Here is a 26,781-nt window from a genome sequence, read left to right as displayed (position 1 = left end):
CCCCTGCGGTTAATCGAGTGAGATGATAGGAGTAAATACATGAGTACAGACAGATACGTAAGTCCCCTTTCAGAGCGTTATGCCAGCAAGGAAATGCAGTACATTTTTTCTCCGGATATGAAATTTCGCACCTGGAGAAGATTGTGGATCGCTCTGGCTGAAACAGAAAAAGAACTTGGCCTGAATATCACTCAGGAGCAGATTGATGAACTGAAAGCTCACAAGGATGATATCAACTATGATGTGGCAAAAGAAAGAGAACGTCAGGTACGCCATGACGTTATGTCTCACGTGTATGCATATGGCGTACAGTGCCCGAAAGCAAAAGGAATCATCCATCTGGGTGCAACATCTTGTTATGTAGGTGACAACACAGATATCATTGTGATGGCTGAGGCTTTGAAGCTGGTTCAGAAAAAACTGGTGAACGTAATTGCAGAACTGTCAAAATTTGCAGATAAATACAAAGAACAGCCAACTCTTGCATTTACACATTTCCAGCCGGCACAGCCGACAACAGTTGGTAAACGTGCAACTCTCTGGACACAGGAATTCCTGATGGATCTGGAAGATCTGGAATATGTAATGGGCACATTGAAACTTCTGGGTTCCAAGGGAACTACCGGAACACAGGCAAGTTTCCTGGAACTGTTTGAAGGGGATCAGGAGACAATCGACAAGATTGATCCGATGATCGCAGAAAAGATGGGATTCAAGAACTGCTATCCGGTATCCGGACAGACCTATTCCCGTAAAGTAGATACAAGAGTCCTGAATATTCTTGCAGGTATTGCGGCAAGCGCACATAAGATGTCCAATGATATCCGCCTTCTGCAGCATCTGAAAGAAGTAGAAGAACCATTTGAAAAATCACAGATTGGTTCCTCTGCAATGGCTTATAAGAGAAACCCAATGAGAAGCGAACGTATTGCATCTCTTTCCAGATATGTGATGGTTGATGCACTGAATCCGGCAATCACCTCTGCGACACAGTGGTTTGAGAGAACCCTGGATGACTCCGCAAACAAACGACTCAGTATTCCGGAGGGATTCCTGGCAATCGATGGTATCCTGGATCTGTGCCTGAATGTTGTTGACGGACTGGTTGTTTATCCGAAAGTAATCGAGAAACATATGATGGCAGAGCTTCCGTTTATGGCGACAGAAAACATCATGATGGATGCTGTAAAAGCAGGTGGAGACCGTCAGGAACTTCATGAGCGTATCCGTGAACTTTCTATGGAAGCTGGACGTACTGTCAAGGTAGAAGGAAAGGATAACGACCTTCTGGAGAGAATCGCAGCAGATCCTGCATTTAATCTGACAATTGACGAGCTTCGTAAATCCATGGAACCATCCAGATATGTCGGAAGAGCCAAAGAACAGACGGTTACATTTATTGAGAAGACTGTACAGCCGGTTCTGGATGCACACAAAGACATGTTGGGTATGACAGCAGAGATAAACGTATGATAGATCAAATAAAGCACGAGGAGGAAAAAGTGTTATGATCAAAGCAGTAGTTGGAGCAAACTGGGGAGATGAAGGTAAAGGTAAAATTACTGATATGCTCGCACAGGAAGCTGATATTATCGTAAGATTTCAGGGAGGAGCCAATGCAGGACATACGATCGTCAACGATTATGGAAAATTTGCACTGCATACACTTCCGTCTGGCGTATTTTATAACCATACAACAAGCGTTATTGGAAACGGTGTTGCACTGAATATTCCGGTATTTTTTAAAGAATACAATGAAGTTGTTTCAAGAGGCGTTCCGGCACCGAAGATTATGATCTCTGACCGAGCTCAGATTGTTATGCCATATCACATTCTGTTTGATCAGTACGAAGAGGAACGTCTGGGTGGTAAATCCTTCGGATCTACCAAATCCGGTATTGCACCGTTCTATTCAGATAAATATGCAAAAATCGGTTTCCAGGTAAATGAGCTGTTCCATGATGATTCTCTGAGAGAAAAAGTAGAGCGTGTTGTTGAGACAAAGAATATTCTTCTTGAGCATCTGTATCACAAACCGCTTCTTGATCCAAATGAAATCTTTGATGAACTGATGAAATATAAAGAAATGGTTGCTCCTTACGTTGGAGATGTATCTCTTTTCCTGTGGAATGCATTAAAAGAAGGCAAAGAGATCCTGCTTGAGGGACAGCTTGGTTCTCTGAAAGATCCGGATCATGGAATTTATCCGATGGTTACATCTTCTTCCACCCTTGCAGCTTATGGTGCTATTGGTGCTGGTGTACCGCCATATGAAATCAAAAAAGTCATTACTGTATGCAAAGCTTACTCCAGCGCAGTAGGTGCAGGTGCTTTTGTTTCCGAGATCTTCGGAGAAGAAGCTGATGAACTTAGAAGAAGAGGCGGAGACGGTGGAGAATATGGCGCAACAACAGGACGTCCGAGACGTATGGGCTGGTTTGACTGTGTTGCTTCCAAATATGGCTGCCGTATGCAGGGAACTACAGATGTTGCCTTTACTGTACTTGATGTACTTGGCTATCTGGATGAGATTCCGGTATGCACAGGATATGAGATCGATGGCAAGGTTACAACAGAATTCCCGACAACAGGTCTTCTTGAAAAAGCAAAACCGGTTCTTGAAGTACTTCCGGGATGGAAAACAGATATCCGTGGAATCAAGAAATATGAAGATCTTCCGGAGAACTGCCGCAAATATATAGAATTCGTAGAAAAACAGATCGGCTTCCCGATCACAATGATCTCCAATGGACCTGGAAGAAACGATATCATTTACAGAAACAAATAATCAATTATAAGATCATAACGCGCCGGAGCTATCTCCGGCGCATTTCTTAATCATTTTCTGAATAAAGAGGTAAGTATGAAAAACTGGAAAAAATATGCTGCGATCATAGGAGTGATCGCATTACTGGCGATCTTCTGCCTTCCAATGTACTTTGCGTTGAAGGGAGATTTTTCGCAGAAGGCGTTTATAGCATCGTTATTTACTGTGCTGTTTGTGGCGGTTATGTGCTATGTGATTTTGATGCTGTTTAAATACCTGAGTAAAAAGAAAGAAGAGAAGCCAGAGACTGGCGGGATAAAAAATATCATTTTTGATGTTGGACAGGTGCTGGTGGATTATGACTGGGAAACATATCTGGACAGCTTTGGATTTGAACCGGCCAAAAGGGAACGAATCGCAAAGGCAACTTTTCAAAGCCCTGTCTGGGATGAACGTGACAGAGGCTTATATGAAGAGGATGTTTATCTGAAACAGTTTCAGGAGCTGGATCCAGAGGATGCCGAGGATATTGAGAAGGTGATAAGAGGTACCGGCGGCACGATTCACAAGAGACCATATGCGGATACCTGGGTAAAATATCTGAAAAGTAAGGGATATCATGTATATATCCTGTCTAATTACAGCAGTTATATGCTGGATCACACGAAAAAGGAACTGACATTCCGCAGAGAAATGGATGGAGAGGTTTTTTCCTGTTATGCTAAGCAGCTGAAACCAGATGCGGAAATTTATCAGATAATTCTGAATAAATATCAGTTGAAACCGGAGGAATGTGTGTTCATCGATGATCGTTCGGAAAACTGCAGGGGAGCACAGGAACAGGGAATTCATACCATTTGTTTTAAAGATTTTAAACAGGTAACAGCAGATCTTGAAAAACTTGGTGTGAAATAAAACGAGAAAAGTCCCAGAACCGCGTATCTGTGTCAGTTCTGAGACCTTTTAAGGGGAGGATATAAGTTTTTCCTGAAATTATCTTTTGCAGTATGTTTCCTGAAGAATCCTTCAGGGAACATTTACAGTATGACCGGTTTATTTTTTATATATACACATTTTTCACAAAAATTATAAGAATAGGATTTGTGTTTTGGGAAAAAAGATGATATAATGGAGCACAGGCAAAATTTTTGAAAAGAGGATGAAACAATGAGTGATAAAACAATCTTAGAGCAGTGGCGCGAAATTGCTTACAATCAGCAGGCAGACCGCAATCAGCTTCAGAGATTCTGGGCAAACTATTTTAATATTGAAAAGGGAATCTACGAACAGCTTCTTTCCAATCCGGATGAAGTTGTAAGTGGTACAGTCAAGGAACTGGCAGAAAAATACGGACAGGATGTCCTGACTATGGTTGGTTTCCTGGATGGTATCAATGACAGTCTTAAGATCCCGAACCCGATTGAGACTATGGATGAGAATACAAAAGTCACACTTGCATTTGACAAAGAACTTCTTTACAAGAATATGGTTGATGCAAAGGCAGACTGGCTGTATCAGCTTCCACAGTGGGATGAAATCTTCTCAGAAGAAAAACGTAAAGAACTCTACAAAGAGCAGAAAAAATCCGGTACAGTTGTAAAACCGCATAAAATCGGCCGTAACGATCCTTGTCCGTGCGGAAGCGGTAAGAAATACAAATACTGCTGCGGTAAATAATGAAAGCCAGAGAGAATCTGGATTATATCATTGTACTTGGCGCGCATGTAGATGGTACAAGAATGACATTAGCCCTTCTGGAAAGAACCAGAAGGGCTTTGCTCTATCTTGAAGAAAACCCCGGGACAAGGGCTGTGCTTTCCGGAGGAATGGGAGACGGGGAACGAATCAGTGAAGCGGAGGCCATGTACAGATATCTGACAGAACATGGGATTGATGGAGGACGTCTGATCCGAGAAGAACGTTCGACCAATACCAAAGAAAATCTGGATTACAGTCTGGAGCTGATCGGCAGTACGGAGCCGGCAATTGGGGTAGTGACTAATAATTTTCATGTGTTTCGAGGTGTAATGATTGGCAGAAAGTGTGGCTGTCGGGAAATTTATCCGGTTCCGTCCAGATATCGTTCCTGGAGACTTCTTCTGTATATTCCCAGAGAGATCCTGGCAATTATCAAAGATAAAATTGTCGGAAATTTATAAACAAAATAAAATATAAAAAAAATAAAAAAAGTGTTGACACTTTGAGTGGGACATAGTATACTAACGAAGTCGGTTGCAAGAGCGGCTTACATAGAGTCGGTCAAAGTGACAGACACAAAATGGGATCTTAGCTCAGCTGGGAGAGCATCTGCCTTACAAGCAGAGGGTCATAGGTTCGAGCCCTATAGGTCCCATTCAATATGGCGAGATAGCTCAGTTGGCTAGAGCACACGGTTCATACCCGTGGTGTCGAGGGTTCGAATCCCCCTCTCGCTATTTTGTATCATTTATATTGTATATGGCGAGATAGCTCAGTTGGCTAGAGCACACGGTTCATACCCGTGGTGTCGAGGGTTCGAATCCCCCTCTCGCTATTTTATCCTCTGTTTTACAGAGGATTTTTTTTTGTTTGTTGTCAAATCTGCCATAAAAAATTTTGGCGTGAGCAACAGAAAAATTTGCATCTAGGAATTTGCAATAATTTGTTGTATGATATAGATTGCGTAATAAAACAAAAGAAAGGGGACATCAGACCGTGGCAAAGAAAATGCTCTTTGTGTTTAATCCAAAAGCGGGAAAAGGCAGGATTAAGATGCATTTACTGGATATTGTTGATATATTCAGCAGTCATGATTATGAGGTCATTATCCGCGCAACACAGGCACCGAAAGATGCATATGAAAAAGCAAAAGAATATGCGGACTCTGTTGATCTGATCGTGTGCAGCGGAGGAGACGGTACATTGGATGAGGTAGTTACCGGAATCACAGAGAAAAACAGTAATGTACCGATTGGATATATTCCGGCAGGAAGTACCAATGATTTTGCAAACAGTCTCTTTATGCCCAAAAGCATGGTGAAGGCTGCTCAGATGATCATGGAAGAAAATCTGTATCACTGTGATATAGGAAGATTTAACAGCCAGACGTTTGCATATGTGGCTGCTTTTGGTCTGTTTACAGATGTATCCTATGAAACAGACCAGGATCTGAAAAATGTTCTTGGACATGTGGCATACCTTCTGGAAGGGGTAAAACGACTGTTCGATATCAAATCCTACCATATGAAAGTAACCTCTGAAGAGATTCAGGTAGAAGATGATTTTATCGTAGGAATGATTACAAATTCCAGATCTGTTGGAGGATTTAAAAATCTTACTGGCAAAAATGTAGATATGAATGATGGGCTTTTTGAGGTGACACTGATCAGACATCCGAAGAATCCTCTTCAGCTGCAGGAAATCATGACTGCACTGGTGATGGCTGAGGACAACACGGACATGATTTATTCATTCAAGTCAAAGAAGCTTATGATAGAGACAGAAGAGGAAGTGCCGTGGACACTGGACGGAGAGTTTGGTGGTGATCACACTTATGTGGAGATTGAAAACAGGCATAAAGCACTGAACCTTTATTTAAAAAGTACCAAAACCAAAGAATGATCATAAGATCAAAACTGAGAAACATACAGCAAAGCATAAACTAAAGGAGATAGAAGATGTCAGACTACGTGAATGTAACCGAACTTTTCGGATGTGATGTATTCAATGACGCTGTCATGGAAGAAAGACTTCCGAAAAAAGTATACAAAGAGCTGAAAAAGACGATAGAAGAGGGAAAGGAACTTTCTCTGGAAGTAGCAGATGTCGTTGCTCATGAGATGAAAGAATGGGCAATCGAGAAAGGTGCCACACATTACAGCCACTGGTTTCAGCCTTTGACAGGAGTAACTGCAGAAAAGCATGATGCTTTTATCACAGCTCCAAAGGAAAACGGCAAAGTACTGATGAGTTTTTCGGGTAAAGAACTGATCAAGGGAGAGTCAGATGCGTCTTCTTTCCCGTCAGGTGGACTTCGAGCAACATTTGAAGCAAGAGGTTATACTGCATGGGATTGTACTTCACCGGCATTTGTACGTCATGATGCAGCTGGCGGAACTCTGTGTATCCCGACCGCATTCTGTTCTTATACAGGAGAAGCACTTGACCAGAAGACACCGCTTCTTCGTTCTATGGAAGCAATCAATACACAGTCTTTACGTCTTCTTCGCCTTTTTGGCAATACAACTTCAAAGAAGGTAACACCATCTGTTGGTGCTGAACAGGAATATTTTCTTGTAGATAAAGAAAAATGGCTGCAGAGAAAAGATCTTACATATACAGGAAGAACTTTGTTTGGTGCGATGCCGCCGAAAGGTCAGGAGATGGATGATCATTATCTTGGAACTATCCGTCAGAGAATTTCCGCATATATGAAAGAAGTAAATGAAGAGTGCTGGAAACTTGGAGTAACAGCCAAGACACAGCATAATGAAGTTGCTCCGGCACAGCATGAACTTGCGCCGATCTATGCACCGGTCAATATTGCTGCAGATCATAACCAGATCATGATGCGTATTCTTAAAAAAGTAGCAAGCCGCCATGGCATGCGCTGTCTGCTTCATGAGAAACCGTTTGCGGGTGTAAATGGTTCCGGTAAGCACAATAACTGGTCACTGACTACTGATGACGGAATCAATCTGCTGGATCCAGGAAAGACTCCACATGAGAATATACAGTTTCTTCTTGTGCTGACATGTATTCTTAAAGCTGTCGATACACATGCAGATCTTCTGCGTGAATCTGCAGCAGATGTTGGAAATGATCAGAGACTTGGCGGAAACGAAGCTCCGCCGGCTGTTATTTCCGTATTCCTTGGAGAACAGCTCGGAGATGTGCTTGATCAGCTGATCAGCACTGGAACGGCTACGCACAGTAAGAAAGGCAGCCTTCTGGAGACAGGTGTTAAGACTCTTCCTGATTTCATGAAAGATGCGACAGACCGTAACCGTACTTCACCGTTTGCGTTTACCGGAAACAAATTTGAATTCCGTATGGTAGGATCCAGAGATTCTATTTCTGAATGTAACGTTGTACTCAATACGATTGCAGCAGAAGCGTTCAAAGAAGCATGTGATCGTCTGGAAGCTGCCGAAGATTTTGATATGGCAGTACATGATCTGATCAAAGAATATGCAATTGATCATCAGAGAATCGTGTTCAACGGCAACGGTTATGCACCGGAATGGGCAGAAGAAGCAAAACGTCGTGGACTGCCGAATCTGCCGTCTATGGTAGATGCGATTCCGGCGCTGACTACACCAAAGGCAGTGAAGCTGTTTGAGGAGTTCCATGTCTTTACAAAGACTGAACTGGAATCCCGTGCAGAGATTCAATATGAAATCTATGCAAAAGCGGTTAATATCGAAGCGAAGACTATGATCGATATTGCAACGAAACAGATTATCCCGGCAGTGATCAAATATACGACTGTTCTGGCAGGTTCCATCAATGCAGTGAAAGCTGCAGGCCCGATCGATGTGAGTGTACAGATGGATCTTCTTGAGAAATGTACGGCACTTCTGAAGGATACGAACAGTGCAATGAACAGACTGTCCAAGGTCGTGGCAAAGGTTCCGGAGATTCCGGAAGGCAGAGAACGTGCAGTGTACTGCAAAGATGAAGTATGCAAGGCTATGACAGAACTTCGTACACCGGTGGATGAACTGGAAATGCTGGTGGACAAAGAAATGTGGCCGATGCCGTCTTATGGCGATCTGATTTTTGAAGTGTGATCTTCGAAGGAGAAATTTAAGTGAATGAATTGAAATTTCTGGAGGAGCAGGGTGTCTCCTCCTCTTTAATAAATAAAATTGTAAAGTTTCGGGAAGTATATCCCGTTTCTGATGAGGTGAAAAACAGAATTATCAAACCTGCAATTCCATTTTATGGAAAAGATATTCTGGAGATGGCCATCGCGGGGATCCTGCAGGAACAGAATCTGCTTCTGACCGGACCAAAAGCAACCGGCAAAAATATTTTGGCAGAAAATCTGGCATATATTTTTAACCGGCCTTCTTATAATATTTCTTTTCATGTCAATACAAACAGTGGAGACCTGATCGGTACGGATACTTTTGAGGACAATGAAGTAAAGCTTCGAAAGGGAAGCATTTACCGGTGTGCAGAATATGGCGGATTTGGAATCCTTGATGAGATCAATATGGCCAAAAATGATGCAGTCTCTGTTCTTCATGCAACGCTGGACTATCGGCGTTCCATTGATGTTCCGGGATATGACAAGATCGATCTTCATCCTGCAGCAAGATTTATCGGTACGATGAATTATGGGTATGCAGGAACAAAAGAATTAAATGAAGCACTTGTATCCAGGTTTTTGGTTATCGACATGCCGGCACAGACGGAAGAAACGCTGGGATTTATTTTTCATCAGATGTTCCCGAATGCCAGAGAAAGCGCGATAGAGCAGTTTGTTGGATTGTTTCTGGACTTGCAGCTGAAGGCACTGAACAGTGAAATTTCAACAAAAGCATTGGATCTTCGAGGACTCCTTGCGGCAATGAAAATCGTGGATGTGGGACTTTCCCCGGCAAAAGCTGTCCGAATGGGAGTAGTTAACAAAACGTTTGATGTATTCGAAAAAGAAATCGTAGAAGATGTGGTAAGTACCAGAATTCCATCGGAATGGACCAGAGAAGATGTATATGAATAATACAGAACCAGTTGAAATTGATGAATATCGCCTGGAACTGGAGAATAGGATCCGTAATCTGTTGTGGACAGTAAGCGGAGATTACCAACTGGATATGAAGCCTGACGTATCGCTTTTTCTCAGATCAAAGGCAATTGCACTGTATGATGGAATCAAGCAGGGCGCTCTTGCCAGATATTATGATAAGGATATGCTCGGGCTTTATCTTGTTAAAAAAATATTTCTTCAGGCAGGAGAGAATGAGCTGACGTTTGTGGCACAGCTCTGTATTGAAGAGGCTATAGGAGACAAGATCTGTGAAGAACGGCCGGGTATCCGTGATATGCAGAGACAGTGTATGGAGGATATTCTGGAACAGGAATTTGATATACTGCCGAATCTTAGAGATATTCCGGGAAGATTGAAAGTTGCAGTGCTTCGCAGAAGACTGAACAACGGAGAATGGCATGTGGAGAAAAAATTACAGCCATTTATGGAGTTGATAGAGAGAGCTGGTAACAGTACAGATACACTGGAACTGATCCGTGTGATCGATGAACTGTATAATCGATTAATGGATCCGGATTTTGAAAGTATGCATGGGACACTGGAACAGGTGCTTGCAGTGACGATGGAAGATCTTACGGAATATTCCTGGGAGGATTTTCTTTCAGAGGAAATGTATGAAGAGGTACTGGAAAGTTATGCAGAGCAGTTGACAAATTCTGTTTCCGGCCTTGAAAATTCTGCAGTTACAGAAGAAATGGAAGAAAAACGTCAAAAGAAGCGTTCGGTCAAAGTAGTTACTCCGGAGATGTTGGAGAAAGCTTACACATATGTGGAATTGAATTATGGAAAGTCTTATTTAAGTGAAGCAGAAGAGAAGAAGATCAATTATCAGATGTGCCGGGGAATTCACAGTGACTGCAGTCTGTACTTTACGGAGGGAATTCTCAAAAATCCGGTAAAAAGCAATTATCAGTACGAGTATGCAAAACGATTGCGCAACAAAAATATCTGGCTTTATCATGACAAACACAGGATCGTGAAACATAATATTACTGTCCTGACAGAAACACTCCGGAAATCTCTGGTACTCAGAAGTGAGACACAGACTGTTCTTTCGGATCGTGGAATGATCGTACCTTCCAGATTGTGGCGGATTGGCCGGACTAATGATGCAAAACTGTTTCAACAGGAACTGAAAGGAGAAATATCGGATTTTGTTGTGGATGTTCTGATCGATGCGAGCGGATCACAGATGAAGCGGCAGGGTGATGTGGCACTGCAGGCTTATATTATCAGCGAGGCACTGAGTAATGTTGATATTCCGCATCGGGTGATGAGCTTTTGTACCTTCTGGGATTATACGATCATGCATCGGTTTCGCAGATACGATGATCCGCGGTCAGAAAATGATAACATCTTTAATTATGTTACGTCTTCGAACAATCGTGACGGATTGGCCATAAGGACTGCCGGATATGATCTCCTTCAAAGAGAAGAAGAAAAGAAGATTATGATCATTTTGAGTGATGGACGTCCATATGATGTGATCATAAACCGACCGAATGCAAAAAATCCGGAGCCTTATCAGGGAAAGGCTGCAATCGCGGATACAGCAACAGAAGTGCGGCGTCTGCGTAATCTTGATGTCAGTGTTCTGGGGGTATTCGCAGGAGAGGAAAAAGATCTCGCAACGGAAAAAAAGATATTTGGTAAGGATTTTGCTTACATCCGTGATATTGCGAACTTTTCGAAAATTGTCGGCAGATATCTGACAAAACAGCTGGAAATTGATGGATAATAGACAAAAATGTGCAACATTTCCAAAAAGTGTTAAATAAAACGAACGAAAATATAAAAAATTCATAAAATCGCCCTTGATAATCAACATGAAGTCGGTTATAATGGTATGAGGTTAATAGACCAAAAAAAATAAGGGAGAGGAAATCAATGAACGAAAACAAAGAGTTCAAACCGTATATTCCTGCTGAAAAAGTAACCGCAGAAATGACGGTAACATCTGTGATCATGGGTGTCATCCTTGCTATCGTATTCGGTGCAGCTAACGCATACCTCGGACTTCGTGTCGGTATGACTGTTTCCGCATCCATTCCGGCAGCAGTTATTTCTATGGGTGTTATCCGTGTCATCATGAAGAAAAACTCCATTCTGGAGAGCAACCTGGTGCAGACGATCGGTTCTGCCGGTGAGTCACTTGCAGCAGGTGCTATTTTTACAATGCCTGCTCTTTTTTTATGGGCAGAAGAAGGTCTCTGTGATAAACCGAGTCTGGTTGAGATCACTCTGATCGCACTTTGCGGTGGTGTCCTTGGTGTACTTTTCATGGTACCGCTTCGTAACGCTCTTATTGTTAAAGAGCATGCGACACTTCTTTATCCGGAAGGAACTGCATGTGCAGACGTACTTCTTGCAGGTGAAGAGGGCGGCGCAAACGCTTCTACTGTATTTTCCGGTATGGGACTTGCAGCAGTCTTCAAATTTGTTGTTGACGGTCTGAAGGTTATCCCGGCAGACGTTTCTGCAGCATTTACATCCCTTAAGGGTGAGATTGGTATGGAAGTATATCCGGCACTTCTTGGTGTTGGTTATATCGTAGGACCACGTGTAGCATCTTTCATGTTCGTAGGTTCCATTGTCGGATGGCTCGTGATCATTCCGATGATTTGTCTGTTCGGACCAGACACATGGCTGTATCCGGCTGATCCGGGTGTGACTATTTCACAGCTGTATGCGGCTGGCGGTGCGGCAGCAATCTGGAGCAAATATGTTAAATATATCGGAGCAGGTGCCATCGCTACAGGTGGTATCATTTCCCTGATCAAATCCATGCCACTGATCATCAGCACATTCCGTGATTCCATGAAGAGCATGAAGGGCGGATCCGTAAAAGGAACTGCAAGAACAGACAGAGATCTTCCGATGAATTTCATTCTGATCGGTATCGTTGCAATGGTAGTTATTATCTGGGCAGTACCGGCTATTCCGGTTAATCCGCTTGGAGCACTCCTTATCGTAATCTTCGGATTCTTCTTTGCAACTGTATCTTCCCGTATGGTAGGTATGATCGGTAGCTCTAACAACCCGGTTTCTGGTATGGCAATCGCTACACTTCTGATCTCTACAATTGTGATCAAGAGCAGCGGACAGACTGGAATCGATGGTATGAAAGCAGCAATCGCAATTGGTTCTGTTATCTGTATCATTGCAGCAATCGCCGGTGATACTTCTCAGGACCTTAAGACAGGATACCTTCTTGGTGCAACTCCTAAGACACAGCAGATCGGTGAGCTGATCGGTGTTGTTGCTTCCGGTCTTGCAATCGGTGGTGTTCTGTATCTTCTGGATGCAGCATGGGGATATGGTGGAGCAGAAGTTCCGGCTCCTCAGGCAGGTCTGATGAAGATGATCGTTGAAGGTATCATGGGTGGAAATCTTCCGTGGGCACTTGTATTCATCGGTGTATTCCTTGCAATTGGTATGGAAATCTTAAGAATTCCGGTAATGCCATTTGCAATCGGTCTTTACCTTCCAATTTATCTGAATGCAACCATCATGATCGGTGGTGTTGTTCGTATGTTTATGGATGGCAGAAAGAACGTTGATGAAAAAACAAAGAACGATCAGGTTACAGATGGTACACTGTATTGTGCAGGTATGATCGCCGGAGAAGGTCTGGTAGGTATCGCACTTGCTATCCTTGCAGTTGCTGGTATCAGCCTGGATGTATCCGGAGTTGTTAACTTTGGCAACATCGGTGGTGTTGTTCTCATGATTATCATGATCCTGACACTGCTGAAATTCTCCTTATGGAAAAAGAAAAAAGCCTGATGAAAAAACAGAGTAAAAAAAGCAAAAAACAAAATATAGAGATTAATTATCTGGATTTAATTCCAGTCAGATCAGAAGAGCTTCACTGGCACAAGGATATCAAGGGACGCGTGATTCTGGATGTGGAAAATACAGGATGGTTCAACAAGATTGCACAGACTGTATTCAACAAACCGCAGTACACCAAGGTGCATCTGGATGCTCAGGGTACTTTTATCTGGCCTCTGATCGATGGAAAACGTACGGTGACCGATATCGCGGCGCTGGTAAAAGAAGAATTTGGTGAAGCGGCAGAACCGCTTTATCCAAGAATTATCAAATATTTCCAGATTGTTGAGAGCTATCATTTTATTAAATTTGCAAATATGCCTTCCAAATAGGGCAGACTAAGAACGGGAAGCAGCGAATCGCTGTATCCCGTTCTTTTAGGTTAAGGGATACTTTATTAAGATATAGAGATATAGCAACAGAGAAAGGAGTACTTATGAAAATTGCTGGAAAAAAACCCTGGTATCTGGAATATCTTCTTATTATTGTCGGAACCGGACTTATGGGAACCGCGATCACTTCCTGTTTTGATGCAGCAGGAATGGTAACCGGTGGCTTCTCTGGTATTGCAATTCTGGTAAAGGCCTGGACAAAAGGTTTGTATGGAAATGGAATTCCACTCTGGATAACAAACCTGATTCTGAATGTTCCATTGTTTCTTCTCGCTACTAAAATAAAAGGTTTTGCTTTTGTAAGGAAAGCACTGCTGGGAGATATTTCACTTACAATATGGCTTGCCATTCTTCCTGCCTGGAAACTGTCTGAAGATTTTCTCCTTGTCGCATTATATGGAGGTCTTCTGCAGGGAATTGGAATTGGATTTGTATTTCTCGGTGGTGGAACGACTGGCGGAACAGATATGCTGGCTGCAATTATCCAGAAATATCTGCGACATTATTCTATTGCACAGATCATGCAGTTTATAGATGGCGCGATAGTTGTTGTCGGCATGTATGTATTTGGAGTGGAACGTGCGCTTTATGCAATTATTGCGGTATTTCTTGTTACAAAAGTATCTGACGGAATCATTGAAGGCTTGAAATTTTCAAAGTCGGTATATATTATTACGGATAAACCAGATGAGGTTTCCAGAATGGTCATGGAAGACCTTGATCGTGGAATTACCGGCATTTCGGCAAGAGGAATGTACTCCGGCGAGGATAAGCTGATGCTTTTCTGTGTAGTGGGCAAAAAAGAACTGGTACATCTGAAAGAGAAAATTGATGAAATTGATGAGAATGCTTTTGTCATTGTTGGGGATGCACGAGAGGTACATGGGGAAGGTTTTATAGAAAAATAGGAATTTTATACAAAAAAATGCAAAAAAATTAAGTTTTGGTCTTTCATTTTTGGTAATTTTATATTAAAATAACAGATAACGAAGGAAAGCTATGGGGAAAAAGGAGAAATACGCATAAAAAGGCGGGAAGGGATGTAAGCAGATGATATCAAATCAGGTACTACAGAATACACTAGAGGGATTAAAAGAAATATCCAGGACAGAATTCTGCATTATTGACACAGAGGGGAAAGTCCTTGCAACAACTTTTGCAGATTTTTCAATTCAGCCGGGGGATATACAGGCATTTGTGGAATCCCAGGCAGACAGCCAGCTTGTGAAGGGATTCCAGTATTTTAAAGTCTGTGATGACTACCAGCTGGAATATATACTTGTGGCACATGGTGACGATGAAGACACTTATATGGTTGGCAAGCTTGCAGCATTTCAGATCCAGAATCTGATCGTTGCATATAAAGAAAGATTTGACAAAGACAGCTTTATCAAGAATCTCCTTCTTGATAACCTTCTTCTGGTAGATATTTATAATCGCGCGAAGAAACTGCATATTGATGCAGATGTTCGTCGTGTTGTTATGATTCTGGAATTGCAGCAGGAAAAGGATCACAGTTCCATGGAGAGTGTGAAAAGTTTCTTTGGCGGCAAGAGCAAAGACTTTATCACAGCGGTCGATGAAAAGAGTATCATCATTGTTAAGGAACTGGAAGATGGCGAAGGTTATGCAGAGATGGATAAGCTTGCCCATGCGATTTTGGATACCCTTGGGCTGAACCAGAATGAAGAGACTCATATTGCATATGGAACGATCGTAAATGAACTGAAAGAAGTTTCCCGTTCCTATAAAGAGGCAAGAATGGCGCTGGATGTTGGCAAGATCTTCTTTGGCGAAAAAGATGTTATTGCTTACAGTTCGCTTGGAATCGGACGTCTGATCTATCAGCTTCCAATTCCGCTGTGCAAAATGTTTATCAAAGAAATTTTTGAGAATAAATCGCCAGATGATTTTGACGAAGAAACACTGGTTACTATTGACAAATTCTTTGAGAACAGCCTGAATGTTTCAGAAACATCCAGACAGTTATATATCCACAGAAATACACTGGTCTATCGTCTGGATAAGTTACAGAAGAGTACCGGATTGGATCTTCGTGTATTTGAAGATGCGATTACATTCAAGATTGCACTGATGGTCGTACGTTATATGAAGTACATGGAAACGCTTGAATATTGATCGCACGTCGATATGAAAATTTTGTGAATTCAATAAAAATGCTTGCATTCCAGCATAATATATGTTACAACATTGTTACGAAATGTTAATAAACTATACCGCAGGATGCAATGAAATGCTGCCGGGATTCTGGCAGCATTTTTTATGGAGTCCAGAGAGACATATTTGTTTTAGGCAGTTGCAGCACTTTTGGACCGGATATAGATAGAGGAGGATATTATGGAAACGATGATCGATCTGATTGATGTGACAAAATCGTATGGTAAAGGCCTTCCGGCTGTGAACCATGCTAATTTGCACGTAGATAAAGGAGAATTTGTTTTTGTAGTAGGAAGCAGTGGGTCAGGAAAATCTACACTGATCAAACTTCTTATGAAAGAACTTGATAGTACAAGTGGACAGATGATAGTCAGCGGTGAGCGTCTGGAGAAGATGAAACATCGTCGAGTTGCGAAATACCGTCGTAAGCTTGGTGTAGTATTTCAGGACTTCCGTCTTCTGAAAGACCGCAATGTATACGAAAACGTTGCATTTGCACAGCGTGTTATCGGGAGACCAACGCGAGTGATCCGCAGACGTGTTCCGGAGGTTCTTCAGGAAGTGGGACTTGCTGAAAAATACAAATCCTTCCCGGATGAGCTTTCTGGTGGTGAGCAGCAGAGAGTGGCGCTTGCCAGGGCACTTGTAAATCGTCCGGATATCCTTCTGGCTGACGAGCCGACCGGAAACCTGGATCCGAAGACTTCTGAAGAAATCATGAAGCTTCTGGAACAGATCAATGAGCGTGGTACGACTGTGCTTGTGGTAACACATAACAAAGAAATCGTTAATCAGATGAAGAAACGAGTGGTTACCATGCATGACGGTGTGATCATCAGTGATGAGAAAGAAGGAGGATATCATGAGGCCTAGTACAATCTGGTATACCCTCAAACAGGGTATCAAAAATATAAAAAGAAACTGGATGTTTTCCATTGCATCTATTCTGACCATGGCAGCCTGTATCTTTCTGGTAGGTGTATTTTATTCACTGGTAACAAATGTAGATAATATTGCACAGAAAGTAGAGCAGGAAGTTCCAGTCACTGTTTTTTTTGATGAGGGAACGACTGAAGAACAGATGCAGGAAGTCGGCAATCTGATCCAGGCACGTCCGGAAGTGGAACGAGTTGAGTTTGAATCAGCAGAGCAGGCATGGGAGAACTTTAAGGATAAATATTTCCAGGGATCTGATGCGGCAGAAGGATTTAAGGATGACAATCCGCTTGTCAATTCTTCAAACTATCATGTATATCTGAATCAGATCGAGAAACAGACAGAGTTAGTAAACTATATTCAGGGGTTGGAGCATGTGCGAGATGTTGAGCAGTCTGAACAGGCAGCAAATACGCTGGGAAGCTTTAACAAGCTGGTTTCCTATGCATCGATCGTGATCATTGCGCTCCTTCTGATCATTTCTATTTTCCTGATCAGTAATACCATTTCTGTTGGTATTTCTGTTCGTAAAGAAGAAATTGGAATTATGAAATACATTGGAGCAACGGATGCATTTGTCCGTGCACCGTTCCTTCTTGAAGGTATGGTCCTTGGAGTGATCGGTGCAGCGATTCCACTGGTAGCACTGTATTTCCTGTACAATAGTGTTGTTGAGTACATCCTGAATAAATTCAGTGTGCTTACAGGTGTGGTTGCTTTTATTCCGGTATGGCAGATTTATCAGATACTTCTTCCGATTGGACTTGCTCTTGGAATTGGCATTGGTTTCATTGGAAGTATGATGACAACAAGAAAACATCTGAGAGTGTAATTGTGAAAGTGCAAGGTGTGAAATAACCATCAGGGATCATATAAGTAAATAAAAGAAAAGCGGCATGGGACTTTAAGTTCTGTGCCGCTTATGTTATATTTAAATACCAGGGTTAAAGGCACGAAAATTAACAATACAACAGGAAAGGCAGTCGTAATGAAGCATAAAGAATACGTGACAGGAGTTGTGACAGGAGTTTTGGCTGCTGCACTTGCAGCAGGTGGGTTAAATTATGTACATCAGAATCAAAGTGGGAGTGTTCTGGCGGACTCAGCGCACGTAGAAAAAGTAGAATATCTGGAGAAACTGATCGATCAGGAATATCTGGGGGATGTTGATCAAGATAAACTGGCAGAGGGAATTTATGCAGGACTGATTTATGGCCTGGGAGATGTGTATTCCAGATATTATACAGCGGAGGAATATGCGCAGGAGACCGCAACAACAGATGGCTCTTATGTAGGAATAGGGGTATCTATCCAGAAAAATAAAAACGGTGGCGTACAGATTGCAGAGTGCTACGAGGGCGGTTCAGGTAAGAAAGCCGGACTGATCGTAGGAGATGTGATCACTGCGATTGACGATACCGATGTTACGGATATGGAACTCTCTGAGGTAGTCAGCCTGATCAAAGAAAATAAAGACAAAAACATTGTTCTGACCGTCCAGAGGGAAGATGAGGAGACACCTCTTCAGATCACTGTAGAAGTAACAGATGTGGAACTTCCAGCCGTATTCAGTGAAATGCTGGATGATGAGACCGGATATATCCAGATCACGCAGTTCACAGGCGTTGCACCACAGCAGTATAAAGATGCTTTTGTGGATCTAAAACAGAAAGGAATGCAGAAACTGGTAGTAGATCTTCGTGATAATCCAGGTGGACTTCTGACGTCAGTATGTGAGATATTGCGGGATATTCTTCCAGAAGGACTGATTGTTTATACTGAGGATAAGGATGGAAATCGGGAAGAAGAGACTTGTGATGGCAAAAATGAACTCCATATGCCATTGGCTGTTCTTGTCAATGAGAGCAGTGCCAGTGCTTCGGAAATTTTTGCCGGTGCGGTCCAGGATTATGGGATCGGAAAGATTGTCGGAACAACAACTTATGGAAAAGGCGTTGTGCAGGAGCTGAGACAGCTTCGTGATGGAAGCGCAGTGAAACTTACTGTTTCAAACTATTATACACCAAAAGGAAATTCTATTAATAAAGTAGGAATCAAGCCGGATATCGAGGTCAAACTTGCATCAGAACTGTTGAATAAGACGGAAATCAGTCATGAGGAGGATAACCAGCTGCAGGAGGCTTTAAAAACGCTGCAATAGATCAGTACGTAAGATAAAATTAACAAATTTAAAAAAAATGTAAAAAATACTTGCTTTTTATTCAATTATTTCTTAAAATATATAAAGGCTATTTTGTATAAGGAAGGGAATGATTTCATGAATAACACAGACAAGTACAAAAGAGACTTTGCCAGAGTCCTGACACTTCTTATGCTACTGGCTGCATTATTTGTAACAGACATTCCGGTAAGTGCAGATACGACAGACAGTGCCACTGTTTCAAGCATCAGTGCAGTTACCGAGAAGGCAGAGATAAAAGCTTCCAGCAATACAGCACTTAAGATCAGCTGGGAGAAATGCCCGCTTGCACAGGGATATGTGATCTACAGAAGAGAATCTACAAGAAAAGCATTCAGAAGAATAAAGAAAGTCAGCGCCAGCAGGACAAGCTATATTGATAAAAGACTGACCTCAAGCAAACCGTATCAGTATGCAGTGCGTGCGATACGTAAGGAAAATGGGAGATATGTATACAGCAGATATCTTATGGTAACAGGTGCTACACGTCCTGCAACCGTGAAGACAACGATCAAGGCAGCTTCCAGTTCAACGATGAAAGTGACATGGAAGAAGAGCTCGAGAGCAGATGGTTACCGTATTTACAGAAGACCTGCTGCCGGAAAATGGGTTCTGGTTGCTGATGTGGCCAAAAATCTGACTTCATATACAGATACAGGCTTGAATGCAAGTACGAAATATGTGTATACAGTACGCCCATATAAAAAAGGCGGTAATGTAAAATATATGTCAGCCGTGAAGCTGAGTAATAAAGCATCAACGCCAGCGGCACCCAAGGTTACGCCGTCAGGCGACATATCAAACAGTAGTGTTATATCAAATACCAGGTTTACTGCAGCACAGAAGGATGTCATGAAAAAAATCCTCTATGCGGTGGAAACAGGTGGACAGGTTTATGGAAATCAGAAATATGGTGATTTCACAGAGGCTTTTACAAACAGCAGTACAGAGTACGCGATCACAATTGGTGCAGGTCAGTGGTATGGTACAGAAGCACAGCGTCTTCTGAAACTGATTCATGCAACGATGGGAGCGGACGAGTGGAATAAGATCGATACAGGAAATCATTATGTATGGACAGCTGTATGTAATGAAGACTGGACAAAATATCGAATTCCCAAAAGCTCCTGGAGAGCAAGAGTTATTGTAAAACTGCTTCAGACAGATGCTGGAATCAAATGTCAGGACCAGCTGATGTATCAGCAGATCGACGGATATGAAGCAGAAGTACGGAAACTTGGTGTATCGGATCCACAGGCTGTAGGGATGTTTATCAACATCCGTCATCAAGGTGGATACGGAGCTGTTACGCGAGTCCTTGGAAAAACTGCAAAGCCGGTTAATCTGATCAATGTGTACAGAGCACTTGCCACAGATTCCGGTGGACAGGTAGGTACATATAAGACAAGGCAGGCAAAAGTATATCAGTGGCTGCTGACATACATGAAATAATAAGAGTACATCAGGGGCTGATCTCGCATGAGAGATCAGTCCTTTCTTTTTGTGAAAATCCATTGCGTATGGCAAGTGTAAAATGGTATAATGATATAGATTTTTTTGTAGAATGCAGGGAGAAAAGAAATGATTTTAACTGAAGATAAGATCTATACCATGTCACTGGAGACGGAATCTGTCAATCGTGACAGCGGATTAACAAATAATACGATAGAATTGGAATTTACAAACAAAGAGTTATTACATGCAATTGTTACCTGTGGAATGCCGATCCAGAGACTGACAGCTGCATTTCCGGAGAAGAAACGTTTTGAATTCTTATACAAACTTTTTCTTGTAGAAACAGCTCTTGATGCAGAGGGAGACCGCCTGAAAAAATCAAAGAAGATCGCATATCTGGATTCTTCTGAAAAGAGTGTGATTTCCTACTATATGGGAATGTTTTTTACAAAGATGATCAGTCGCCGACTGTATGGATCTGAGTACCTGACAAATCTGAATCTGATTGAGACACCGGATCACAAAGAATTTATTGATTTTTTTGCCAGTGAATGGCGCCCAGAGATGATAGGCTACAGACCGGATGCTGATGCCTGGAATGTCTGGGAAGCAAAAGGTGGAAGCAACTACAGAGAGCAGGCTCTGAAGAAAGGTGCTGACCAGCTGAAGGCAATTGGCACTGTAAATGGGGTGCGCCCGGATCCGGCGGCAGTCTGCATGACCTATTATGATCATGGCTATCTCTGCGGAATATTGAGAGAACCGGAAGGCAATACAGAAGGGGAACAGTTGAAGTTCACTGAGGAGGATTTTTATAAGGCATATTATGAACCAATCTGTGAACTTTTTCTGGATAAAGGCAGCAACCTCAGATTACATGATCTCTATGCGGAAGTATCACTGGAAGTGCCATATTTTACAGAAAATTACAGAGAACCGGATGAAAGAAAGATATGTATTGGAATTTCCAGAAAATTATTGAACTGTCTGATGGAAGAAGATTATTCTGCGGTAGCTGAAATAAGAAAAAATGTGCAGGAAGAAATCTGTCCGGATGGTGCTTATATGGGTGCAGATGGTATTTTTATAAGATAAAGAAGAACAGATAAATAAGGATAGCGAAAGAGAGAGTATTCAGTGCTCTCTCTTTTTTCACAGACGGGAAGGCAGAGCATTTCGCAGTGGAAAAGATAATTTTTTTTAAATACAAAGGAATCAAATATTGTAATCGAGTCATTGATATGGCATAATAAATATGTATGAGGTTAAAAATAAGAAAAAACAAAGTTAAGAAAATGTAAAAAAATACTTTACAGAAGGAGCTGTTCCGAAAGAAATACTGAGCTGACGGGACGGCCACAGAGGAGAAAAAAATGGCAGTATTTTCAATGATCTTATCTTTGCTCTCAGGAGTAGCATTATTTCTGTTTGGAATGTCTTTGATGGGAGATGGCCTGAAACTTGTAGCAGGTAATAAGCTTGAGGCATTTCTGTACCGTATGACCAATACTCCGCTGAAGGGAGTTGCACTTGGCACTTGTGTTACCAGTGTTATCCAGTCTTCTTCAGCAACTACCGTTATGGTCATCGGTTTTGTTAACTCCGGTATGATGAAACTGAAACAGGCAATCGGTATCATCATGGGAGCAAACATCGGAACCAGCATTACAGGATGGATCCTGTGTCTGTCCTACATTCAGGGTTCCGGTGGTATTGCAAGTATTCTTTCTACTGCAACCATTTCAGCAGTAGTCGCAGTCATTGGTATTATTCTTCGTATGTTCTGCAAAAGATCCGTACATAAGAATATCGGAAACATTATGCTTGGTTTCGCAATTCTGATGACGGGTATGCAGACCATGAGTGGTGCTGTTGCACCGTTGAGAGAAAGCCCGGTCTTTATTGACATGCTGACGATGTTTTCCAATCCGATCGCAGGTATTCTGGTAGGTATTGCTTTCACGGCCGTATTGCAGAGTGCATCTGCGACAGTCGGTGTACTGCAGGCACTTTCCGTAACAGGAATCTTGACATTTGCCAGTGCATTCCCGATCGTCCTTGGTATCGGTGTTGGAGCAGCCTGTCCAGTTCTGATCTCTGCAATCGGAGCTAATAAGAATGGTAAGAGAACTGCACTCATCTATCTGATGAATGACTTATTCGGCCTGATTTTGTGGTCTATCATCTTCTATACCGCAAATGCTATCGTGCATTTCGGATTTATGGATATGATCATGACTCCGGTAACGATCGCAGCACTGAATACCGTGTTCCGTGTAGCTACAGTTGTTGTTCTGTTTCCATTTATTCCGAAGCTTGAAAAACTGGTGTGCATGCTTGTGAAAAACAGTGCAGAGGAATTGGAGGATGAGGCAGACTTCGATCTTCTGGAAGAACGTCTGATCAATTACCCGGCACTTGCAATTGCTCAGTGTCACCGTGCGATGAACGGCATGTCCAAAAAACTTCGCAAGAATGTCAACAGAGCCATGAATCTTCTGAATGATTATCAGCAGGATAAGTACGATAAGGTTCAACGTAAAGAAGATCTGATCGACAAGTATGAGAGCCGTCTGGGAGAATATCTGATTCAGCTTACCAAACGTGAGATGAATACAGCACAAACAACACAGGTTTCTCTGTATCTGCATACGATCAATGACTTTGAGAGAATTGGTGACCATGCTTCTTATATTGCACATATGGCAAATGAAATGCATGATAATCATACACAGTTTTCTCAGGCAGCCTGGGATGAACTGAATATCGTTATGGAGGCAGTTCGAGAGGAGATCAATGTCACCTGTAATGCATTTATGAAAGATGACAAGGAAGCAGCTCAGAGAGTTGCGCCTTTAGGGGCTGTGATCACAAACCTTTGTGATGAGTTAAAAATGCACCATGTAGAACGTCTCAGTAAGGGAGAATGCGGACTTGAGGAAGGAACCGTTTTTAACGATATCCTGAACAGCTTTGGCCGTATTGCAGCGCACAGCGCAAGCGCAATGACCGCACTCTTAAAGAGCGGTGATACAGATGCGGATCCGCATATCCATGATTCCAAGATCTATCCGACAGACAGCTGGGAGTATTACACATATTTCAATGAGTACAGACAGAAGTATGATGTGATTGCTAATGCTGAACATGTTTTAAGCATGGAACCGGAAGAGGTAGAATAATAAAAATAACAGAGTAAACAGAAATTACAGAGCAGGATTTAAAATGCTCTGTAATTTTTTGCATAGATATAAATTTATGGATATGCTATACTGAGTGAAAAAACTTTTGTAGTTAGTTTATAAAAGCTGACATTGGCTTCGACAGGAAAAAGGCGTCGTGACGATTTGCAAAGAAGGCGAGATATCCAAATTCGTAGAGAAAGTCTCCAGCGTCAGTTTCTCAGCAAAACGTGCGATTGAAAACGGTCAGAAAGTTCTATATGTGACAGAACGTTGTGTTTTCCGCCTTACTCCGAAAGGTCTGAAATTAATCGAAGTGTATCCGGGTGTGGATATGAAGAAAGATATTATAGACAGGCTGCCATTTGAGGTAGAAGTCTGAGATAATGAAAAAGTACAGAACAAACATTTGTATGAATGTGATATATATGAAAATAGCGGGAGGTAAAGTAAATGACGAAACTTGAAAATTTTGTAAGAATGATGACAGGACATTTTGATAATAAGGATCAATTTGATAAGATGCAGGAAGAAGGAAAAACATATCCATATGCTGAACATATAAATACAATCTGTAATGACAAAATAAATAATCTTCCTGAAGATTTCAAAGACATATTTGTTGTTGAAGAGAGTTACTATGAAATTAATGGGAAACGTCATGCATCCCCGCATCTTTTCCTTATCACGGAAATAGAACAGGGAATTTTACTTTCTTCTTATGAAATTCCAAAAGGAGAAGATAAAAATACATTTTCATATGATTCTATGAAGAAGGTTGATTACGCTAAACTAAAAAAATCTGAAAAATTTACTCCGGCACTTTATCATGAAAAGGACGGAATCTGGGAGGGAGGCAGTACAAGCCAGTTTTCTCCGGTAATGACCTTTAAACTTTGGGAAAAGTTTTCCGATGATTTCCTGGAAGTATCTGAAAGCATGGAAGTTAATGGGAAGAGAACTTTTGGATATGATGAACCAATAATTTATAAGCGTGTATAATCAAATAGCGGTATATTGATATGACTTTCAGTTTGTTTGGCTCATAACAATTTAGATGAACTTTTTTGATATAAAAACCAGGAGGTGTTTTTGTGCAGGCTTCACAACAAATCTTCAGACTTCATTCCGAATACAAACCCACAGGAGATCAGCCCCAGGCAATTGAAAAACTGGTGGTATTTTGTGGTATGTGGGTGGTTGAACATCCGGATGTTGTGGAAGCGATAGTGGTGAGAGCATAGGTGAAAAGCGGGTGGATGAAGAGGGTTTGTGACTTTTCATCGCCTGCTTTTTGATTATAGATGTTGAATGTGACAGGAAGGATGGACTGGGAGAGATAGAAGAAAAAAGAATTAGAAGTTTTTATTTATTGTAATATTTCATGTAGCGGCATTAGTAAAATAGTGTCGCTACAAAAAGCTGACTTATACATTGATATTATATGCATAACTCAAAATAAAATTGTTAAAAATAGAAAAAGAAACAATATATAACGAAAAAATCTCTAAATAAGAAATTTACATTGACTGAGAGAAGAGTAAAACATATAATAAAGGTGGAGGTGTATAAGAATGTTAGTAAAAGTAAGTGTTGAAAATTTTAAATCTTTTGATAAAGCAGCAGAGCTGACAATGATTTCCTCAAATAAAATACGAACAAATGCAAATCACAGGTTAAAGATAAAAAGTACCCAGTTATTAAAATATGCAGTAGTTTATGGAGCAAATGCATCTGGAAAGACCAATCTGGCATTGTTCTTTAAATTTTTTAAAGATAGTGTCTGTAATGGTATTCCGATAGAAGCTACACAGATGTTTTGTAAGAATCGGCAGGAGAATAAGGAACGAGAAAGTAGTTTTGAAATTCAGATTACTGTAGATGACAAATTTTATGCCTATGGTTTTTCCGCAGTTTTAAGCAGACGAAAAGTAACCGGAGAATGGTTATATGAATTATATCAGAATGGTTCAGCAAAATGTCTCTTTGAACGAGAAGGAAGTAAACGTCCGGTGTTAAATGATGGTATTACGCTGACAAACACAGAAAAAAATAAATTTGAAACCTATGCAGATGATTTTGAAGGAAATGAAACATCTTTGTTCCTGACAGAAATGAATCGTGGAAAAAAATATAGCACACGATCTAAATTATTGTTTTTCCGGGATGTATATGATTGGATTCAGAATCATATTTCGATTATCACACCGGATACGCCATTGATTGATTTGGAATATTATTATGATGATAATTCGCTGAAGCTGATTAACAAATTGATCAAAACATTTGATACGGGAATCAGCCAGGTGAAAATTGAAGAAATTACATTGGATGAGTTATCAAATGCATTGCCGAAATCAGTATTTGATAAGATGATACAGCATGTAAAAAATAGAATGGAAGAGCAGGAAGAACCATCATTCAGAATGACGATGAGGTCGAAGGAAACTTTCTTTAATATCGAAGTTGAAGGACATTCTGAACCGAAGGTCACAACAATCCGGTTGCATCATAATAAATCGTTTTATGAGTTTGGCTTTGATGAAGAATCAGATGGAACAAGAAGATTATTCGATTTGATGGATATGCTGTTGAATAAACGAGATGATGTTCTTTATGTTGTGGATGAATTGGAGAGAAGTTTACATCCGAAGTTGACAGAACGATTTTTGCAATTGTTTATGCAGCTACATGATGAGCAGCGTATGCAGCTATTGTTCACTACACATGAATCATCCATTATGGATCAGGCTATTTTTAGAAGGGATGAAATCTGGTTTGTAGAACGTAACGCAGAAAATGCAAGCTCTATTTATTCCTTAGATCGTTTCAAGGAGAGGTATGATAAAGTGTTGAGCAAGGCATATTTGGAAGGAAGATATGGTGCGATACCGGTATTTTCAACATTCGATTTTGCGCGAGCAACGAGTCAGACGGATGTGCTTGCACAGACACCTGACGACTGCCGCGACAGTGCAGAAAGTATTTCTGTACCGAGAGAGGAGGAGTAGCCTTGGCTCCAGTAAGAAGTTATACGAATTGGAATAGTAGAACTACAGATGAAGAAGAACAGGTCGAAA

The 26,781-nt window shown here is 41.4% G+C and carries 23 protein-coding genes and 3 tRNA genes; all 26 read left to right on the top strand.

Annotated features, from left to right (window positions below):
* Positions 1 to 39: 39 nt before the first annotated feature.
* The 26 genes from purB to NQ503_RS12135 all read left to right on the top strand — a co-directional run bounded on the left by purB (position 40) and on the right by NQ503_RS12135 (position 26,712).
* Positions 40 to 1,473 carry an adenylosuccinate lyase gene (purB, locus tag NQ503_RS12260; RefSeq protein WP_005428696.1) on the top strand — a complete coding sequence of 478 codons (1,434 nt, stop codon included), beginning with the start codon at positions 40 to 42 and terminating at the stop codon, positions 1,471 to 1,473.
* A gap of 34 nt (positions 1,474 to 1,507) precedes the next feature.
* Entirely contained in the window at positions 1,508 to 2,788 is a 1,281-nt protein-coding gene (locus NQ503_RS12255; RefSeq protein WP_005428697.1) for an adenylosuccinate synthase, read from the top strand.
* 75 nt (positions 2,789 to 2,863) lie between these two features.
* Entirely contained in the window at positions 2,864 to 3,682 is an 819-nt protein-coding gene (locus NQ503_RS12250; protein ID WP_005428698.1) for an HAD family hydrolase, read from the top strand.
* Positions 3,683 to 3,934: 252 nt separating this feature from the next.
* Positions 3,935 to 4,444 carry an SEC-C metal-binding domain-containing protein gene (locus NQ503_RS12245; RefSeq protein WP_005428700.1) on the top strand — a complete coding sequence of 170 codons (510 nt, stop codon included), beginning with the start codon at positions 3,935 to 3,937 and terminating at the stop codon, positions 4,442 to 4,444.
* Positions 4,444 to 4,926, top strand: a complete 483-nt coding sequence (locus NQ503_RS12240) for a YdcF family protein (RefSeq protein WP_005428702.1) — start codon at positions 4,444 to 4,446, stop codon at positions 4,924 to 4,926. Before NQ503_RS12245 ends, NQ503_RS12240 begins: the two co-directional genes overlap by 1 nt.
* A gap of 121 nt (positions 4,927 to 5,047) precedes the next feature.
* Positions 5,048 to 5,120 (top strand) — tRNA-Val (locus tag NQ503_RS12235).
* A gap of 8 nt (positions 5,121 to 5,128) precedes the next feature.
* Positions 5,129 to 5,202 (top strand) — tRNA-Met (locus NQ503_RS12230).
* A 24-nt stretch (positions 5,203 to 5,226) separates the two neighbouring features.
* A tRNA-Met gene (locus tag NQ503_RS12225) sits at positions 5,227 to 5,300 on the top strand.
* 161 nt (positions 5,301 to 5,461) lie between these two features.
* Positions 5,462 to 6,367 (top strand): diacylglycerol/lipid kinase family protein, encoded by a 906-nt coding sequence (locus tag NQ503_RS12220; protein ID WP_044925642.1) that lies wholly within the window; start codon positions 5,462 to 5,464, stop codon positions 6,365 to 6,367.
* A gap of 56 nt (positions 6,368 to 6,423) precedes the next feature.
* Complete coding sequence (locus NQ503_RS12215; protein WP_005424721.1) at positions 6,424 to 8,538, top strand: glutamine synthetase III family protein; 2,115 nt, start codon at positions 6,424 to 6,426, stop codon at positions 8,536 to 8,538.
* 20 nt (positions 8,539 to 8,558) lie between these two features.
* Positions 8,559 to 9,476, top strand: coding sequence for an AAA family ATPase (locus NQ503_RS12210; RefSeq protein WP_044925644.1), 918 nt, complete (start codon positions 8,559 to 8,561; stop codon positions 9,474 to 9,476).
* Entirely contained in the window at positions 9,463 to 11,262 is a 1,800-nt protein-coding gene (locus tag NQ503_RS12205) for a cobaltochelatase CobT-related protein (RefSeq protein ID WP_005424725.1), read from the top strand. Before NQ503_RS12210 ends, NQ503_RS12205 begins: the two co-directional genes overlap by 14 nt.
* Before the next feature lie 149 nt (positions 11,263 to 11,411).
* A complete protein-coding gene (locus NQ503_RS12200) occupies positions 11,412 to 13,310 on the top strand; it encodes an OPT family oligopeptide transporter (protein WP_005424727.1) in 1,899 nt (632 codons plus the stop codon).
* Positions 13,289 to 13,690 carry a PqqD family protein gene (locus NQ503_RS12195; protein ID WP_005424728.1) on the top strand — a complete coding sequence of 134 codons (402 nt, stop codon included), beginning with the start codon at positions 13,289 to 13,291 and terminating at the stop codon, positions 13,688 to 13,690. The genes NQ503_RS12200 and NQ503_RS12195 overlap by 22 nt, the downstream gene beginning before the upstream one ends.
* A gap of 104 nt (positions 13,691 to 13,794) precedes the next feature.
* On the top strand, positions 13,795 to 14,658 hold the full coding sequence (locus NQ503_RS12190) for a YitT family protein (RefSeq protein ID WP_005424729.1): 864 nt from the start codon (positions 13,795 to 13,797) through the stop codon (positions 14,656 to 14,658).
* Positions 14,659 to 14,800: 142 nt separating this feature from the next.
* Entirely contained in the window at positions 14,801 to 15,889 is a 1,089-nt protein-coding gene (locus NQ503_RS12185; RefSeq protein WP_005424730.1) for a PucR family transcriptional regulator, read from the top strand.
* Positions 15,890 to 16,117: 228 nt separating this feature from the next.
* Positions 16,118 to 16,801 (top strand): cell division ATP-binding protein FtsE, encoded by a 684-nt coding sequence (ftsE, locus tag NQ503_RS12180; protein ID WP_044925660.1) that lies wholly within the window; start codon positions 16,118 to 16,120, stop codon positions 16,799 to 16,801.
* A complete protein-coding gene (gene ftsX, locus NQ503_RS12175; protein ID WP_117592769.1) occupies positions 16,791 to 17,696 on the top strand; it encodes a permease-like cell division protein FtsX in 906 nt (301 codons plus the stop codon). The genes ftsE and ftsX overlap by 11 nt, the downstream gene beginning before the upstream one ends.
* 156 nt (positions 17,697 to 17,852) lie before the next feature.
* Positions 17,853 to 19,025, top strand: coding sequence for a S41 family peptidase (locus NQ503_RS12170; RefSeq protein ID WP_044925647.1), 1,173 nt, complete (start codon positions 17,853 to 17,855; stop codon positions 19,023 to 19,025).
* 117 nt (positions 19,026 to 19,142) lie between these two features.
* Positions 19,143 to 20,516, top strand: coding sequence for a fibronectin type III domain-containing protein (locus tag NQ503_RS12165; protein ID WP_005424737.1), 1,374 nt, complete (start codon positions 19,143 to 19,145; stop codon positions 20,514 to 20,516).
* Between the two features lie 129 nt (positions 20,517 to 20,645).
* On the top strand, positions 20,646 to 21,614 hold the full coding sequence (locus NQ503_RS12160) for a hypothetical protein (protein ID WP_005424739.1): 969 nt from the start codon (positions 20,646 to 20,648) through the stop codon (positions 21,612 to 21,614).
* A 278-nt stretch (positions 21,615 to 21,892) separates the two neighbouring features.
* A complete protein-coding gene (locus tag NQ503_RS12155; protein WP_005424740.1) occupies positions 21,893 to 23,701 on the top strand; it encodes a Na/Pi cotransporter family protein in 1,809 nt (602 codons plus the stop codon).
* A gap of 157 nt (positions 23,702 to 23,858) precedes the next feature.
* Positions 23,859 to 24,083: a hypothetical protein gene (locus NQ503_RS12150; RefSeq protein WP_005424741.1), complete on the top strand. Its 225-nt coding sequence runs from the start codon at positions 23,859 to 23,861 to the stop codon at positions 24,081 to 24,083.
* Positions 24,084 to 24,154: 71 nt separating this feature from the next.
* Complete coding sequence (locus NQ503_RS12145) at positions 24,155 to 24,703, top strand: hypothetical protein (protein WP_005424742.1); 549 nt, start codon at positions 24,155 to 24,157, stop codon at positions 24,701 to 24,703.
* 92 nt (positions 24,704 to 24,795) lie between these two features.
* Positions 24,796 to 24,945, top strand: coding sequence for a hypothetical protein (locus NQ503_RS12140; protein WP_005424744.1), 150 nt, complete (start codon positions 24,796 to 24,798; stop codon positions 24,943 to 24,945).
* A 330-nt stretch (positions 24,946 to 25,275) separates the two neighbouring features.
* Positions 25,276 to 26,712 carry an AAA family ATPase gene (locus NQ503_RS12135; RefSeq protein ID WP_005424746.1) on the top strand — a complete coding sequence of 479 codons (1,437 nt, stop codon included), beginning with the start codon at positions 25,276 to 25,278 and terminating at the stop codon, positions 26,710 to 26,712.
* The last annotated feature ends 69 nt before the right edge of the window (positions 26,713 to 26,781 follow it).

This window comes from Blautia obeum ATCC 29174, from assembly GCF_025147765.1.
Classification (GTDB): domain Bacteria; phylum Bacillota; class Clostridia; order Lachnospirales; family Lachnospiraceae; genus Blautia_A; species Blautia_A obeum.
Note: the sequence above shows the minus strand (reverse complement) of the source record. Positions and strands in the feature narration are given on the sequence as shown.